The organism is Pseudomonas sp. BIGb0381, assembly GCF_024809815.1.
GTDB lineage: Bacteria > Pseudomonadota > Gammaproteobacteria > Pseudomonadales > Pseudomonadaceae > Aquipseudomonas.
Genome location: NZ_JANUEN010000001.1, coordinates 1,210,634 through 1,224,861 on the forward strand (window position 1 = coordinate 1,210,634; position 14,228 = coordinate 1,224,861).

A 14,228-nucleotide genomic window follows, 5' to 3' on the forward strand; every position below is an offset into this window, starting at 1 on the left:
TCAGTCTCACAGATACGGTTTCTTTTTGACGGCGTCTGTTGCCGCCATTCTGCGTCGCCGCTCCTCCCCATAGCGAGCTATGAGTCATCGCGGCTCCTTGCCTGACGACAACAGCCATTCGCCAAAAGAGAAACGTATCTATGAAACTGAGCACGGGAGGTTTCCTTGCCAGGACAGGCGGTCGAGCATGGTAGCACCGGCCATCCGCGGGCCTCAACAATGTGCCCGCAAAGCCCTGCGCCGCGTTATGCTCCGCCCATCCCTCTCTTAAGGAAGCCCGATTCATGGCAGGAAGCAGCTTGTTGGTGTTGATCGACGACATCGCCGCAGTACTCGATGACGTTGCCCTGATGACAAAAGTGGCCGCGAAGAAGACCGCCGGGGTGCTCGGCGATGACCTCGCGCTAAATGCCCAGCAGGTTTCCGGCGTGCGTGCCGAGCGCGAAATTCCGGTGGTATGGGCCGTTGCCAAGGGTTCCTTCATCAACAAGTTGATCCTGGTGCCCACCGCGTTGTTGATCAGCGCCTTCGCCCCTTGGGCCGTGACACCGTTGTTGATGCTCGGTGGCGCGTATCTGTGTTTCGAAGGTTTCGAGAAACTCGCGCATAAGTTCCTGCACAGCAAGGCTGAAGTCCAGGCCGAACATACGCAGCTGGTTGAAGCGGTGGCCGACCCGGCCACTGATCTGGTGGCCTTTGAAAAGGACAAGATCAAAGGCGCGATCCGTACCGACTTCATTCTCTCCGCGGAAATCATCGCCATCACCCTCGGCACTGTGGCCGATGCGCCGTTGATGCAGCAAGTGATCGTCCTATCGGGCATTGCCGTCGTCATGACCATCGGCGTTTACGGGCTGGTGGCCGGCATCGTCAAGCTGGATGACCTGGGCCTGTGGCTCACCCAAAAGCCCGGCCAGGTGGCACGCAGTATCGGCGGCGGGATTCTGCGGACGGCGCCGTACATGATGAAGAGCCTGTCGGTGATTGGCACGGCGGCGATGTTCATGGTCGGTGGCGGCATCCTTACCCATGGCGTGCCGGTGGTGCATCATTGGGTGGAAACGGTGAGCCAGAGTGTCGGTGGGGTGGCGTGGCTGATGCCGACCCTGTTGAACGCGGGTGTGGGGATTGTCGCCGGGGCGGCGGTATTGGTTGTGGTGTCGGTGGTCGGTCGGTTATGGCGGACTGCGAGGGACTGACATTTCAGTCAGGCCACCGAGGTGTATTAGCGCAGCGAGCGTCGTCACGCCCGCTGCTTGCAGCCTGCCGATTACTGAGCGAAGGCTTTGTAGCCGTTCTGCGCGAAGTTAGAAAGCGTGTTTGCTTCCGAACCCTCCACGTAGTCATAGCTACTGTCAGAACTGGCGCCTAGCATCATTGGCCGGGTGTAAATCGCCCCTTCTATCTGGTTGTTATTTGGTGTCGACTCGGTGCCGCCCTTGGCGTCGGTGTATCGGAATACGCGCTCGGCATTTGCGGCCCGGTCGGCCCGAGTATCGTCCGATGCATTCACGTCGTCCCAGTCACCTGTCTGAGACTTGATCCCCGTCAGATTGTCATCCTTGAGCGCCTCGCGCGCGCTCGCAAAAAGCGGGGTGCTGGTGATGGCGTCGACGCTGCGATGATCGCCAGGTGCCCTGCCCGTATTGCCGGTAGGTGCACTGATAGAGTCGTGCCCCTGCCGGTCTATCGACGACTGGGGGCCTGACGGGCCGTTTGCCTGGGCGTATCCGGTATTGTATTGATTGGAGCCGCTAGGGCTGGGGCGGTCTACATTCATCAAGGTTTTCCGTTTTTAATGATTAGGCATCTGATTAGGGAACCCGTGGGTTCGCGCCTTAGGTGGTTTTATAAAAAGAAACGGTTCCCGGATATCTAGGAAATTTAGTGAGCTGCGTGTGGGGGAAATTACCGGTTTGCGTAACCAAGCTTATGACCATCGGTGTCTATGGGCTGTTGCTGACCCGGAAGCTCGGTCGGATGGTCCGTCGCATTCCTGTGCGGGTGGTTCCAGTCATGCTGCTGTTGCCGCCACTCCGCGCAAAAAAAAGGCCATTCATTCGAATGGCCTTTTTTGTCGGTGTTATTTACTCGGCAATCTGCAATTTGCGTGATTCCGTATAGATATACCGCACCTTTTCATACTCGAACGGCGAGTTCATCTGACCGTAGCGGAAGCTGGTCTGGTAGCGCTTGTCCACCGCGCGCAGGGCCCAGATTTCCGGGTGGTTGGAGCTGACTTCGGAGACGTTCAGGAAGTTGATCTGCGACTCGGCGGTGTAGTCCACCAGCAAGCCGCCGGTGTCACGCAGGTTCGACGGGCCGAAGATCGGCAGTACCAGGTAGGCACCGCCGGGGACGCCGTAGAAGCCCAGGGTCTGGCCGAAGTCTTCGCTCTGGCGCGGCAGGCCCATGGCGGTCGCCGGGTCCCACAGGCCGGCGATGCCGACGGTGGTGTTGAGCAGCAGGCGCCCGGTGGTTTCCAGGGAACGGTGGCCTTTGAGTTGCAGCAGGCTGTTCAACAGGTTGGGCACGTCGCCCAGGTTGTTGAAGAAGTTGCTCACGCCGGTGCGCAGGAAGCTTGGCGTGACGTAGCGGTAGCCGTCGACCACCGGCAGGAACACCCATTGGTCGAAGCGGTAGTTGAAGTGGTACACGCGGCGGTTCCACGACTCCAACGGGTCATACACATTCAGCGCGTTGACCGATGAGCGTTCGAACTCACGCTGGTCCAGGCCCGGGTTGAACTTGAGTTTGCTCAATGGCTCCTTGAAACCGTCGGAGTCCATCACGACAGGCGCGTGAGCCTTGCTGTTGTCGGCATTGGCTACGCCCGCACACATCAGGGCGGCGAGCAGCAGAAGATATTTAGCCACGGAAGAACTCCAGCATGGCGTCGGCGTTGACGCGGTAATTGAGGTTGCCGCAATGGCCGCCCAGCGGGTAGACGGTCAAGCGATCGCCGAAGGTTTTACGCAGGAAACCAAGGTCGCCGGGGCCGAGGATCACGTCGTCGGCGTTGTGCATGACGGCGATTTTCGGGCTGGCGTGCAGGTAGTCCTTGAGGGCGTACAGGCTGACCTGGTCAACCAGTTGCAGCAGGCTGCCGCCGTCGGAGCGGGCGCGCCACATCGGGATCACCTGTTCGGTGAGGTAGCAGTCGAAGTCGCACTGCAGCGCGCGCTTGAGGAACGGCGTGAGGCTGGTGCCTTCGCTGATCGGGTACTTCGGCGGGATGATCAGGCCACGGCGGTTGATCAGGTCCGAAGTAAAGGCGATGTCGGCCGCCGAGAAGCGGAACGAGGTGCCGATCAGCATGGCCATCTGTTCGTTGGTCAGGTGCTGCTTGGATTGCTGGAAGTCGTAGAGCAGGGCGTCATTGAGGTCGATGTAGCCCTTTTGCTGGAAGTAACGGGTCAGCTTGTTCAACACCAGTTCATAGAACGTGGTGGTGTTGTTGATGCCCTTGACCTCGGTCTGTACCAGCTTGTCGAGGTTGGTGATCGAGGTGTAGAGGTTGACCGGCGGGTTGAGCAGCAGCACTTTCTTGAAGTTGAAGCTGCGGCGGGTCTCGTCGAGCTTGCTGACAAACGCCGCATCCAGCGCGCCGAGGCTGTAGCCGGTGAGGTAGAAGTCGGTCACCGGCAGCGAAGCGTTCTGCGCGCGCACGGCTTGCATCACGCGGTACATGTCTTCGGCATCTTCCTGGCTGATGCCGGGGGTGGCGAAGCGCGACGCAGAGGCGATGAAGTCGAAGCTGGTGGGCGACGACAGTTGCACCACGTGGTAGCCGGCCTGGTAATACAGTTTTTTCAGGTATTCGTTGATGCTGCTGTCAAACCGCGCACCGGTGCCTGCGATCAGGAAGATCAGCGGCGCAGCACGATCCTGCTTGGCGATGCGGTAAGTGAGTTTCTTCACTGCCCAGAAATTGTCCGGCAGGCTGAACTCGCGCTCGGGGCGCATATTCAGGGTGTAGTCGGACTGATTGATCTCGTCATCGGTCGGCAATGTAGGCCGAAGGTCAGGCGGAGTGGTGGCGATGGTCGCTTCGAACGGGTTGGTCAAAGGGTAGCCATAGCTGGCTTGGTCGATATCGACGGCCAGTGCTGACGCACTCAAAAAAAGGCTGCCCAGCAGAGCAGCACAGCGCAAGGAACGGAGCATGACTTAATCCCTAAGAGGAAACGTGCTTAATGAAGTTCGCAGGCTATGACCACCGCGTTGCCACCGAAGTGCCAGCCTTCGGCACGAAAAGTCGGAAAATAACGTCGGAATCGGGGTAATAGTAGCGAGACGATACACTTTGCCATGCATTAGTGAACACTAATTGTGTGTATGCACCTTGCTAACGGCCGCCGGCGCATTAAGCTGAGCGCCGTTTTTGCCTACCGGAGTGCTCCATGTCCCGCCGCTTGCCGCTGATTCTGCTGCTTATTGCCCTGCCGTTATGGCTGGCTGCCAGTTATGGCGCACGTTATGGCTTTATGGAAGATGGCCAGTGGGTCGGCATCTGTGCCGACGAGGCCAGCCGCTGGGAATGCCAGGTGCGTTCGAACCTGGGCTTGATGATCCACTTCAAGGTGCTGGGCTGGGCCGCGCTGGTGACGGCGGTACTGGCATTTTTCGTACCAGGCCGTGCGGGATGGGGCTTGGCGGTGCTGGGGCTGGTGTTCGGGTTCCCGGCCCTGGCGTTGTACAACACCACGTTTGCGGTGTTTGCGGTAGTGATTGCGGGGTTGCGGTTGGTCAGGCAGCCGCGGGGCGCCTGATAAGGCCAATCGGGGGCAAGCCCCTCCCACCTTTGGAATACGTTCTCATGTGGGAGGGGGCTTGACCCCGATAGCGGTTTTAAGTCTTGCGCACCCGCAAGCACCGCCACAAAGCCACAACCATCAACCCGCTGACCAGCGCCCAACCCCATGCCTGCTGGTTCAGCAGACCTTCGCGGTACAGCTGCGGCGCAATGCCGGCACCGATGATAAAGGTCAGCAGGGCGATCTCCCGGCGTGGCCCGGTCACCGGGCGAACCAGGTACACCAAGGCCGGCAGCAGCAGTGCTGCACTTGGGAAGCTGCGGTAGCGTGGGTCAAACACCAGTGCCAGCATCATCACTGCGCCGGCGAACCCGGCGATTGCCACCAGCCAGCCGGCGTGTTGTTCCAGCCAGTTGAACAGCCGTTCGCGCCAGCCTTTCCGGGCACTCAGGGCCAGGGCCGCGTGGGCCAGCACCAGCAGGTTCAGCGCCACGAGTAAACCGGCCCATACCCACTCATCGTTGAAGCGCGCAGTCACGCGGGTCAGTTCAGCCCAGGTACCGATGGAGCAGGCAGCCACCACACCCAGCAGTGGCAAGGCCATTGCGGCACGAGTGCTGCGAACGCGACCACCGAGCACCAACGTGCCCAGCAGGATAATCCCGCCCACCCCTAGCCACAGCGGCCAGTACGGCACATTGGTCACCGGCCCGGCGAGGATCCCCTTGTCCTGGCGATCGGCATCGAACAGGCCCCAGTAACCGCCCACGGCGCCCTCACTGGCGCGCTTCCACGGTTGGTCGAACGCTTCGATCAGGTTGTAGTGCCAGCCATTGGCTTCGGCCATGGCCACGAAACCGCGCATGAACTTGGCTTCATTGACCCGGCTCGGCACTGCGGTTTCGCGCTGGCGACCTTCGCTGGGCCAGCCGGTCTCGCCGATCAATATGTCCTTGGGCGCGAATTTGTTGCCAAACGTCTGGCGTACATCGCCCACATGCTTGAGGGCCTGGTCGATGCCGGAGGGGTCATCTTCCCAGTACGGCAGCAGATGGATGGTCAGGAAGTCCACCGCCGGAGCGATTTCCGGGTGCTGCAGCCAGAACTCCCAGACGTCGGCATAGGTGACCGGCTGCTTGATCTGGCTTTTGACTTTATGGATCAGCGTCACCAGCTGTTTGGCGGTGACTTCCTTGCGCAGCAGCGCTTCGTTGCCGACGATCACGGAGGTGACCACATCGGGGTTGGCGTTGGCGGACGCGATCAGCTCGTCGATCTCCTTTTCGGTTGTCACTGGGTCACTGCTGACCCAGGCGCCCGCCATCACCTTTAGGCCGTGCTTGCGCGCCAGGTCCGGCAAGGCTTCCAGGCCGGTCATGGAGTAGGTGCGGATGCATTCGAAGCGGGTGGCCAGCAGTGCGAGGTCGGCGTCCATGCGCTCGGGGCGCAGTTTGAACGGTTGGTCGAAGGGCGATTGGTCCTTGTCGAACGGCGTGTACGACGCACATTGCAGCTTGTGACTGGCACTGGCCACATCGGGCAGCACCACCGGCCGGCCGAGGCCATACCAGTAACCAGCAAGGGCCAGCAGGCCGAGGATCAGAGCGAAGCAATAGGGCAGGGCAGGGAAGCGGGCAGTCGCGGGCATGGTCGGCTTATCTGGGGGAGCAAAGGCGCGCATCTTACCCGGATTTGCGCTATCCCAGTGGGGCTGCATAATTTTGACATGCAAAGTTCAGGCGGGAATGTGGGGTTAAGTCCTACGAAAAGTCCTACTGGCGATGTGATGTCGTTTCTTGCTTGCATGAGGTCGCTGACAGAGCAGGTCGAAGGCCCCGGCAGGTTGATGATCGACGTGTCAGCACTCCACTGATGTCGCAGCAGCCGGATCGATGCGCGTGAAGGGGGCGCGGCGCACCACATAACAACAGGTTGACGTCGCTCGACATCCGTCGGGCGCAGCACTTTCGGGGAAGTACGATGAAGATGCGACGACTCTTGGGCGCAGCTGCCACTCTGGTAGTTGCGATGAGCTCCACACTGGCCAGCGCCGACAGCAAAACTCTGAGCATCGGTTATGTAGATGGCTGGTCCGACAGCGTTGCCACCACGCACGTGGCGGCAGAGGTGATCAAGGCAAAGCTCGGTTATGACGTGAAACTGCAAGCGGTCGCCACCGGGATCATGTGGCAGGGCGTGGCCACCGGTAAACTCGATGCCATGCTCTCCGCCTGGCTGCCCGTGACCCACGGCGAGTACTGGACCAAGAACAAGGACAAAGTGGTCGACTACGGCCCCAACTTCAAGGATGCGAAGATCGGCTTGATCGTGCCGGAGTACGTCAAGGCCAAGTCTATTGAAGACCTCAAGACCGATACCACCTTCAAGAACAAGATCGTCGGCATCGATGCCGGTTCAGGCGTGATGCTCAAGACCGACGAAGCCATCAAGCAGTACGGCCTCGACTACAAACTGCAAGCCAGTTCGGGTGCTGCGATGATCGCCGAGCTGACCCGTGCCGAAGACAAACAGGAATCCATTGCGGTCACCGGCTGGGTGCCACACTGGATGTTTGCCAAGTGGAAACTGCGTTTCCTGGACGATCCAAAAGGGATTTATGGTGCTGCTGAAACCGTCAACAGCATCGGCAGCAAGGGCCTGGAGAAGAAAGCGCCGGAAGTCGCGGCCTTCCTGAAGAAATTCCAGTGGGCCTCCAAGGATGAGATCGGCGAAGTCATGCTCGCTATCCAGGAAGGTGCCAAGCCTGATGCGGCCGCGAAGGACTGGGTTGCCAAGCACCCTGAGCGCGTTGCTGAATGGATCGGTAAATAACCCCCCAATGCCTTGATACACCCCCTGTGGGAGGGGGCTTGCCCCCGATAGCGGAGTGTCAGTCGTCAATGATCTGACTGGCTCGCCGCTACCGGGAGCAAGCCCCCTCCCACATTGTTTTCGTCACCCGCAAATGTTTCTGCGCCCTCTCAATCCCTCGCTACACTCCGTCTACTACTAAGGTCGTCTGGAACCTGTTCCGTAGCCGCATACAGTGGATACGTTCCAATAATAAAAAAGCTGTGCTGCGAGGATAAAAACAATGAACGACAGCATTTACCTCTCGATTCAAAACAGCCCGCGTTTCAAGGAGCTGGTGAGAAAAAGGGAAAGGTTCGCCTGGATTCTCTCGGCGATCATGCTAGGGCTGTACTCCGGATTCATTCTGTTGATCGCCTACGGGCCACAAGTACTGGGGGCTAAACTCAGCCCCGGCTCATCCATCACCTGGGGCATCCCCATCGGGGTAGGGCTGATTGTCTCGGCCTTTGTCCTCACCGGCATCTATGTGCGACGCGCCAACGGCGAATTCGACGACCTGAACAATGCGATTCTCAAGGAGGCTGCGCAATGATCCGTCGTCTATTGGCTGTATTCGGCGCTTCGGTCTTCGCGCCCGCTGTTTGGGCGGCGGATGCATTGACCGGTGAAGTGCACAAACAACCGCTGAATATCGCAGCGATCCTGATGTTCGTGGCCTTTGTCGGCGCGACGTTGTGCATCACCTACTGGGCGTCCAAGCGCAACAACTCGGCGGCCGACTACTATGCGGCCGGCGGCAAGATCACCGGTTTCCAGAATGGCCTGGCGATTGCCGGCGACTACATGTCGGCCGCGTCCTTCCTGGGTATTTCCGCACTGGTGTTCACCTCTGGCTACGACGGCCTGATCTACTCGATCGGCTTCCTGGTGGGCTGGCCGATCATTCTGTTCCTGATCGCCGAGCGCCTGCGTAACCTGGGCAAGTACACGTTTGCCGACGTGGCGTCCTATCGCCTCGGGCAAACCCAGATCCGCAGCCTGTCGGCCTGTGGTTCCCTGGTCGTGGTGGCGTTCTACCTGATCGCGCAAATGGTGGGTGCGGGCAAGCTGATCCAACTGCTGTTCGGCCTCGACTACCATGTGGCGGTGATCCTGGTAGGGATCCTGATGTGCATGTACGTGCTGTTCGGCGGCATGCTGGCGACCACCTGGGTGCAGATCATCAAGGCGGTGCTGTTGCTGTCCGGTGCCTCGTTCATGGCGCTGATGGTGATGAAGCACGTCAACTTCGACTTCAACATGCTGTTCTCCGAGGCGATCAAGGTTCACCCTAAAGGTGAAGCGATCATGAGCCCCGGCGGCCTGGTGAAAGACCCGATTTCCGCGTTCTCCCTGGGCCTGGCACTGATGTTCGGTACCGCCGGCCTGCCGCACATCCTGATGCGCTTCTTCACTGTAAGTGACGCCAAGGAAGCGCGTAAGAGCGTGCTGTATGCCACTGGCTTCATCGGCTACTTCTACATCCTGACCTTTATCATCGGCTTCGGCGCGATCCTGCTGGTCAGTACCAACCCGGCGTTCAAGGATGCTGCAGGCGCCTTGCTCGGTGGTAACAACATGGCGGCGGTGCACCTGGCCAACGCGGTGGGCGGCAGTATCTTCCTGGGCTTCATCTCGGCTGTGGCCTTCGCCACCATCCTGGCAGTGGTTGCCGGTTTGACCCTGGCCGGTGCTTCGGCGGTGTCCCATGACCTGTACGCCAGCGTGATCAAGAAGGGCAAGGCCAACGAGAAGGATGAGATTCGCGTATCGAAGATCACCACTATCGCCCTGGCCGTGCTGGCGATTGGTCTGGGTATCCTGTTCGAAAGCCAGAACATCGCGTTCATGGTCGGCCTGGCGTTCTCGATTGCCGCCAGCTGTAACTTCCCGGTACTGCTGCTTTCCATGTACTGGAAAAACCTCACCACCCGTGGCGCGATGATTGGCGGCTGGCTGGGCCTGGTCAGTGCCGTTGGCCTGATGATCCTGGGTCCGACCATCTGGGTCTCGATCCTGCATCACGAAAAAGCCATCTTCCCGTACGAGTACCCGGCGCTGTTCTCGATGATCATCGCGTTCGTCGGCATCTGGTTCTTCTCCATCACCGACAAGTCGGCGGCGGCAGAGAAAGAGCGTGCACTGTACTTCCCGCAGTTTGTGCGTTCGCAGACTGGCCTGGGGGCGAGTGGGGCGGTTAATCACTAAGGTTGTAGCTGGACAAAGAGATGCCCCGGTCGAAAGGCCGGGGCATTTTTTTGTCTGGAGGTTATGAAGGTGCTTGTGCCAATGCCATCGGGGGCAACCCCCCCTCTCACAGTTAACCGAGTACATCATTTGGAATGCAGTTCAATGTGGGGGGGCTTGCCCCGATGGGGGTAGATCAGTCGACACAAATAAAAACGGCCTCCACTGAGGGAGGCCGTTTTCGGTGCTGCTAAAAGGTGCTTACTTGCGATCTTCCAGCTTGGTAATGTCACGCGACTCGTAGCCGGTGTACAGCTGGCGCGGGCGGCCAATCTTGTACGGGCTGGAGAGCATTTCTTTCCAGTGGGAGATCCAGCCCACGGTCCGCGCCAGGGCGAAGATCACGGTGAACATGCTGGTTGGAATGCCGATCGCCTTGAGGATGATCCCCGAGTAGAAGTCGACGTTCGGGTACAGCGAGCGTTCGATGAAGTACGGGTCGGTCAGGGCGATCTCTTCCAGGCGCATGGCCAGTTCGAGTTGCGGATCGTTCTTGATGCCCAGTTCCTTCAACACTTCGTCGCAGGTCTGTTTCATGACGGTGGCGCGCGGGTCGCGGTTCTTGTAGACCCGGTGACCGAAGCCCATCAACTTGAACGGATCGTTCTTGTCCTTGGCCTTGGCGATGAACTTGTCGATGTTGGACACATCGCCGATTTCATCGAGCATGGTCAATACGGCTTCGTTCGCACCGCCGTGGGCAGGGCCCCACAGCGCGGCGATGCCGGCGGCGATACAGGCGAACGGGTTGGCACCCGAAGAGCCTGCCAGGCGCACGGTGGACGTCGAGGCGTTTTGCTCGTGGTCGGCGTGGAGGATGAAGATCCGGTCCATTGCCTTGGCCAGCACCGGGCTGATCGGTTTGATCTCGCACGGGGTGTTGAACATCATGTGCAGGAAGTTTTCCGCGTACGTCAGGTCGTTGCGCGGGTACATCATGGGTTGACCCATGGAGTACTTGTAAACCATTGCGGCCAGCGTCGGCATCTTGGCAACCAGGCGGATCGCGGAAATTTCGCGATGCTGCGGGTTATTGATGTCGAGAGAGTCGTGATAGAAGGCCGACAGGGCGCCGACCACGCCGCACATGACGGCCATCGGGTGGGCGTCGCGACGGAAGCCGTTGAAGAAGGTCTTCAACTGCTCGTGAACCATGGTGTGGTTCTTCACGGTGCTGACGAACTGGGCTTTTTGCTCGGCTGTTGGCAATTCGCCATTTAGCAGCAGGTAGCAGGTTTCCAGGTAGTCCGATTTTTCAGCCAGTTGCTCAATCGGGTAGCCCCGGTGCAGCAGGATGCCATTGTCGCCGTCGATATAGGTGATCTTCGACTCGCAAGAGGCGGTCGACATGAAGCCTGGGTCGAAAGTGAAACGGCCCGTGGCCGTCAGGCCCCGTACGTCGATAACATCGGGACCAACGGTGCCGGTTAAAATGGGCAGCTCGACGGGGGCTGCGCCCTCGATGATCAACTGCGCTTTTTTGTCAGCCATGTGGCCTCCTATTTATGCTTCAAATCATCAGACAGACCCCCCACGCAGGGCCCGCACCACTATAGTGAGATAAATTCAGATGTCAATTTGCCTAAAGTCTTGCCCCAGAAGGCTTTAAGCGTACTTTTTCCTCGAAATTGCCTGCCATTTACGCCTTTTATCTCGCCAGCGCAATCCGCTATTAGGGTGAGGAGCGCGCGTTGTCATTAGTAACCTAACTGTCTATACTCGGCCACCGACCGCCAAGGGCTTTTGGGCTTGCTTTCATTGGGGGTCGCACTCCCTGGGTGGTGCTTACCTGACCAGTGCACTCCCCAACAACTTTGCCCTGATTGTTAGGGGCTCTTCAGTGTGAAAAAAAGCCGTGAATAGCCAACGACCTGTAAACCTAGACCTAAGGACCATCAAACTCCCCATCACCGGCGTTACGTCGTTCCTGCACCGTGTTTCCGGCATCATCCTGTTCCTGGGCTTGGGCATCATGCTTTATGCATTGAGCAAATCCCTGGGTTCCGAGGAAGGATACGCCGAGGTGAAGGCATGCTTGACCAGCCCGCTGGCCAAGTTCGTAGCATGGGGCCTCCTGTCCGCTCTGCTTTATCATCTGGTAGCCGGTGTGCGCCACTTGATCATGGATATGGGCATCGGTGAGACGCTGGAAGGCGGCCGCCTGGGCTCGAAAATCATCATCGCCATTTCCGTGGTGCTGATCGTTCTGGCAGGAGTTTGGATATGGTAACCAGCGTTACGAACCTATCGCGTTCGGGCCTCTATGACTGGATGGCGCAGCGTGTGTCTGCGGTCGTTCTCGCGGCTTATTTCATTTTCCTGATCGGATACCTCGTCGCAAACCCGGGCATTGGCTACGAGCAATGGCACGGGCTGTTTTCCCACAATGCGATGCGAATCTTCAGCCTGCTGGCCCTTGTAGCCCTGGGCGCTCACGCCTGGGTCGGCATGTGGACCATCGCGACTGACTACCTGACGCCGATGGCGCTGGGCAAGTCCGCGACCGCAGTCCGTTTCCTCTTCCAGGCAGTATGCGGCGTCGCGATGTTCGCTTACTTCGTCTGGGGTGTGCAGATTCTTTGGGGTATCTGATTCATGGCTAACATTCCAACTATTTCATTCGACGCCATCATTATTGGTGGCGGCGGTGCTGGCATGCGCGCGGCGTTGCAGCTGGCCCAGGGCGGTCACAAGACTGCCGTGATCACCAAGGTGTTCCCGACGCGCTCCCACACCGTATCGGCCCAGGGTGGCATCACCTGCGCCATCGCGTCCGCCGACCCGAACGACGACTGGCGCTGGCACATGTACGATACCGTCAAGGGTTCCGACTATATCGGTGACCAGGACGCTATCGAATACATGTGTCAGGAAGGCCCGGCCGCGGTGTTCGAGCTGGACCACATGGGTCTGCCGTTCTCCCGTACCGAACAAGGTCGTATCTACCAGCGTCCATTCGGCGGCCAGTCGAAGGACTACGGTAAAGGCGGCCAGGCTGCCCGTACCTGCGCCGCGTCCGACCGTACCGGTCACGCGTTGCTGCACACGCTTTATCAGGGCAACCTGAAAGCCGGCACCACGTTCCTGAACGAGTACTACGCGGTTGACCTGGTCAAGAACGCACAAGGCGAGTTCGTCGGTGTGATCGCCATCTGCATCGAAACCGGTGAAACCACCTACATCCGCGCCAAGGCTACTGTTCTGGCGACTGGCGGTGCAGGTCGTATCTACGCGTCGACCACCAATGCCCTGATCAACACCGGTGACGGCGTCGGCATGGCTCTGCGTGCCGGCGTGCCGGTGCAAGACATCGAAATGTGGCAGTTCCACCCGACCGGCATCGCCGGCGCAGGTGTACTGGTGACCGAGGGTTGCCGTGGTGAAGGTGGTTACCTGATCAACAAGCACGGCGAGCGTTTCATGGAGCGTTATGCTCCGAACGCGAAAGACCTGGCGGGTCGTGACGTTGTTGCTCGTTCGATGGTTAAGGAAATCATCGCCGGTAACGGCTGTGGCCCGAATGGTGACCACGTGCTGCTGAAGCTCGATCACCTGGGTGAAGAAGTGCTGCACAGCCGCCTGCCGGGTATCTGTGAACTGTCCAAGACCTTTGCCCACGTTGACCCAGTGGTTGCTCCGGTTCCGGTTGTTCCAACCTGCCACTACATGATGGGCGGTGTTCCGACCAACATTCATGGCCAGGCGATCACCCAGAACGCCGACGGCGTGGACGAGATCATCCACGGTCTGTTCGCAGTAGGCGAAGTGGCTTGCGTATCGGTGCACGGTGCCAACCGTCTCGGCGGCAACTCGCTGCTCGACCTGGTGGTATTCGGCCGCGCAGCTGGCCTGCACCTGGAAAAAGCCCTGACCGACGGCATCGAATACGATGACGCCACCGACGCCAACATTGAGGCCGCCCTGGCGCGTCTGAACGCTCTGAACGAGCGGACTGATGGCGAAGACGTGGCAACCCTGCGTCGCGAACTGCAGAACTGCATGCAGAACTACTTCGGTGTATTCCGTACCGGCGAATACATGCAGAAGGGTATTGCCCAGCTGGCCGATCTGCGCAAGCGCATCGCCAACGTCAAGATCAACGATAAGAGCCAGGCGTTCAACACCGCTCGTATCGAAGCCCTTGAGCTGCAAAACCTGCTGGAAGTGGCTGAAGCGACTGCGATCGCCGCCGAGGTTCGTAAAGAATCCCGTGGTGCCCACGCTCGTGAAGACTTTGAAGATCGCGATGACGAAAACTGGTTGTGCCACACCCTGTATTTCCCGGGTGACAAGCGCGTAACCAAGCGTGCTGTGAACTTCTCGCCGAAGACGGTTCCGACGTTTGAACCGAAAATTCGGACTTACTAAGGG

At 59.2% G+C, this 14,228-nt stretch carries 13 protein-coding genes; 8 read left to right on the forward strand and 5 right to left on the reverse strand.

Annotated features, from left to right (window positions below; genetic code table 11):
- The first annotated feature begins 284 nt into the window (after window positions 1-284).
- Window positions 285-1,199: a DUF808 domain-containing protein gene (locus M2397_RS05765; RefSeq protein WP_145338027.1), complete on the forward strand. Its 915-nt coding sequence runs from the start codon at window positions 285-287 to the stop codon at window positions 1,197-1,199.
- A 71-nt stretch (window positions 1,200-1,270) separates the two neighbouring features.
- Here M2397_RS05765 and M2397_RS05770 read toward each other — a convergent pair whose 3' ends face one another.
- From M2397_RS05770 to M2397_RS05780, 3 genes are all read right to left on the reverse strand, one after another.
- Window positions 1,271-1,780 (reverse strand): hypothetical protein, encoded by a 510-nt coding sequence (locus tag M2397_RS05770; RefSeq protein WP_145338025.1) that lies wholly within the window; start codon window positions 1,778-1,780, stop codon window positions 1,271-1,273.
- A 307-nt stretch (window positions 1,781-2,087) separates the two neighbouring features.
- Window positions 2,088-2,876 carry a VacJ family lipoprotein gene (locus M2397_RS05775; protein ID WP_027607049.1) on the reverse strand — a complete coding sequence of 263 codons (789 nt, stop codon included), beginning with the start codon at window positions 2,874-2,876 and terminating at the stop codon, window positions 2,088-2,090.
- A complete protein-coding gene (locus M2397_RS05780) occupies window positions 2,869-4,167 on the reverse strand; it encodes a serine/threonine protein kinase (protein WP_027607050.1) in 1,299 nt (432 codons plus the stop codon). Before M2397_RS05780 ends, M2397_RS05775 begins: the two co-directional genes overlap by 8 nt.
- A 236-nt stretch (window positions 4,168-4,403) precedes the next feature.
- Here M2397_RS05780 and M2397_RS05785 point away from each other — a divergent pair, with 236 nt between their 5' ends.
- Complete coding sequence (locus M2397_RS05785; protein ID WP_145338021.1) at window positions 4,404-4,772, forward strand: hypothetical protein; 369 nt, start codon at window positions 4,404-4,406, stop codon at window positions 4,770-4,772.
- 79 nt (window positions 4,773-4,851) lie between these two features.
- Here the strand turns inward: M2397_RS05785 and M2397_RS05790 are convergent, their stop codons facing one another.
- A complete protein-coding gene (locus tag M2397_RS05790; protein ID WP_131699468.1) occupies window positions 4,852-6,405 on the reverse strand; it encodes a glycosyl hydrolase family 17 protein in 1,554 nt (517 codons plus the stop codon).
- Window positions 6,406-6,737: 332 nt separating this feature from the next.
- On the opposite strand from M2397_RS05790, the gene M2397_RS05795 reads away from it, so the two are divergent.
- The 3 genes from M2397_RS05795 to M2397_RS05805 all read left to right on the forward strand — a co-directional run bounded on the left by M2397_RS05795 (window position 6,738) and on the right by M2397_RS05805 (window position 9,818).
- A complete protein-coding gene (locus M2397_RS05795; protein WP_131699467.1) occupies window positions 6,738-7,589 on the forward strand; it encodes a glycine betaine ABC transporter substrate-binding protein in 852 nt (283 codons plus the stop codon).
- A 262-nt stretch (window positions 7,590-7,851) separates the two neighbouring features.
- Window positions 7,852-8,163, forward strand: a complete 312-nt coding sequence (locus M2397_RS05800) for a DUF485 domain-containing protein (protein WP_027607054.1) — start codon at window positions 7,852-7,854, stop codon at window positions 8,161-8,163.
- Window positions 8,160-9,818, forward strand: coding sequence for a cation acetate symporter (locus M2397_RS05805; protein WP_131699466.1), 1,659 nt, complete (start codon window positions 8,160-8,162; stop codon window positions 9,816-9,818). Before M2397_RS05800 ends, M2397_RS05805 begins: the two co-directional genes overlap by 4 nt.
- 240 nt (window positions 9,819-10,058) lie before the next feature.
- Here the strand turns inward: M2397_RS05805 and gltA are convergent, their stop codons facing one another.
- The gene (gltA, locus tag M2397_RS05810; RefSeq protein ID WP_003172803.1) at window positions 10,059-11,348 is read right to left on the reverse strand and encodes a citrate synthase; all 1,290 of its coding nucleotides are present in this window, start codon (window positions 11,346-11,348) and stop codon (window positions 10,059-10,061) included.
- Window positions 11,349-11,712: 364 nt separating this feature from the next.
- Here gltA and sdhC point away from each other — a divergent pair, with 364 nt between their 5' ends.
- From sdhC to sdhA, 3 genes are read left to right on the forward strand one after another with little or no spacing between them, the layout of a single operon-like run.
- Entirely contained in the window at window positions 11,713-12,087 is a 375-nt protein-coding gene (sdhC, locus tag M2397_RS05815) for a succinate dehydrogenase, cytochrome b556 subunit (protein WP_003172804.1), read from the forward strand.
- On the forward strand, window positions 12,081-12,449 hold the full coding sequence (gene sdhD, locus M2397_RS05820) for a succinate dehydrogenase, hydrophobic membrane anchor protein (protein ID WP_003172805.1): 369 nt from the start codon (window positions 12,081-12,083) through the stop codon (window positions 12,447-12,449). The genes sdhC and sdhD overlap by 7 nt, the downstream gene beginning before the upstream one ends.
- 3 nt (window positions 12,450-12,452) lie before the next feature.
- A complete protein-coding gene (gene sdhA / locus M2397_RS05825) occupies window positions 12,453-14,225 on the forward strand; it encodes a succinate dehydrogenase flavoprotein subunit (protein ID WP_053130512.1) in 1,773 nt (590 codons plus the stop codon).
- Window positions 14,226-14,228: the final 3 nt, after the last annotated feature.

Coding starts and splice junctions, on each gene's coding strand:
- M2397_RS05805 (WP_131699466.1), top strand. CDS start 8,160: ATGATCCGTCGTCTATTGGCTGTATTCGGCGCTTCGGTCTTCGCGCCC.
- M2397_RS05765 (WP_145338027.1), top strand. CDS start 285: ATGGCAGGAAGCAGCTTGTTGGTGTTGATCGACGACATCGCCGCAGTA.
- M2397_RS05795 (WP_131699467.1), top strand. CDS start 6,738: ATGAAGATGCGACGACTCTTGGGCGCAGCTGCCACTCTGGTAGTTGCG.
- M2397_RS05785 (WP_145338021.1), top strand. CDS start 4,404: ATGTCCCGCCGCTTGCCGCTGATTCTGCTGCTTATTGCCCTGCCGTTA.
- M2397_RS05790 (WP_131699468.1), bottom strand. CDS start 6,405: ATGCCCGCGACTGCCCGCTTCCCTGCCCTGCCCTATTGCTTCGCTCTG.
- sdhA (WP_053130512.1), top strand. CDS start 12,453: ATGGCTAACATTCCAACTATTTCATTCGACGCCATCATTATTGGTGGC.
- M2397_RS05770 (WP_145338025.1), bottom strand. CDS start 1,780: ATGAATGTAGACCGCCCCAGCCCTAGCGGCTCCAATCAATACAATACC.
- M2397_RS05800 (WP_027607054.1), top strand. CDS start 7,852: ATGAACGACAGCATTTACCTCTCGATTCAAAACAGCCCGCGTTTCAAG.
- M2397_RS05780 (WP_027607050.1), bottom strand. CDS start 4,167: ATGCTCCGTTCCTTGCGCTGTGCTGCTCTGCTGGGCAGCCTTTTTTTG.
- gltA (WP_003172803.1), bottom strand. CDS start 11,348: ATGGCTGACAAAAAAGCGCAGTTGATCATCGAGGGCGCAGCCCCCGTC.
- sdhD (WP_003172805.1), top strand. CDS start 12,081: ATGGTAACCAGCGTTACGAACCTATCGCGTTCGGGCCTCTATGACTGG.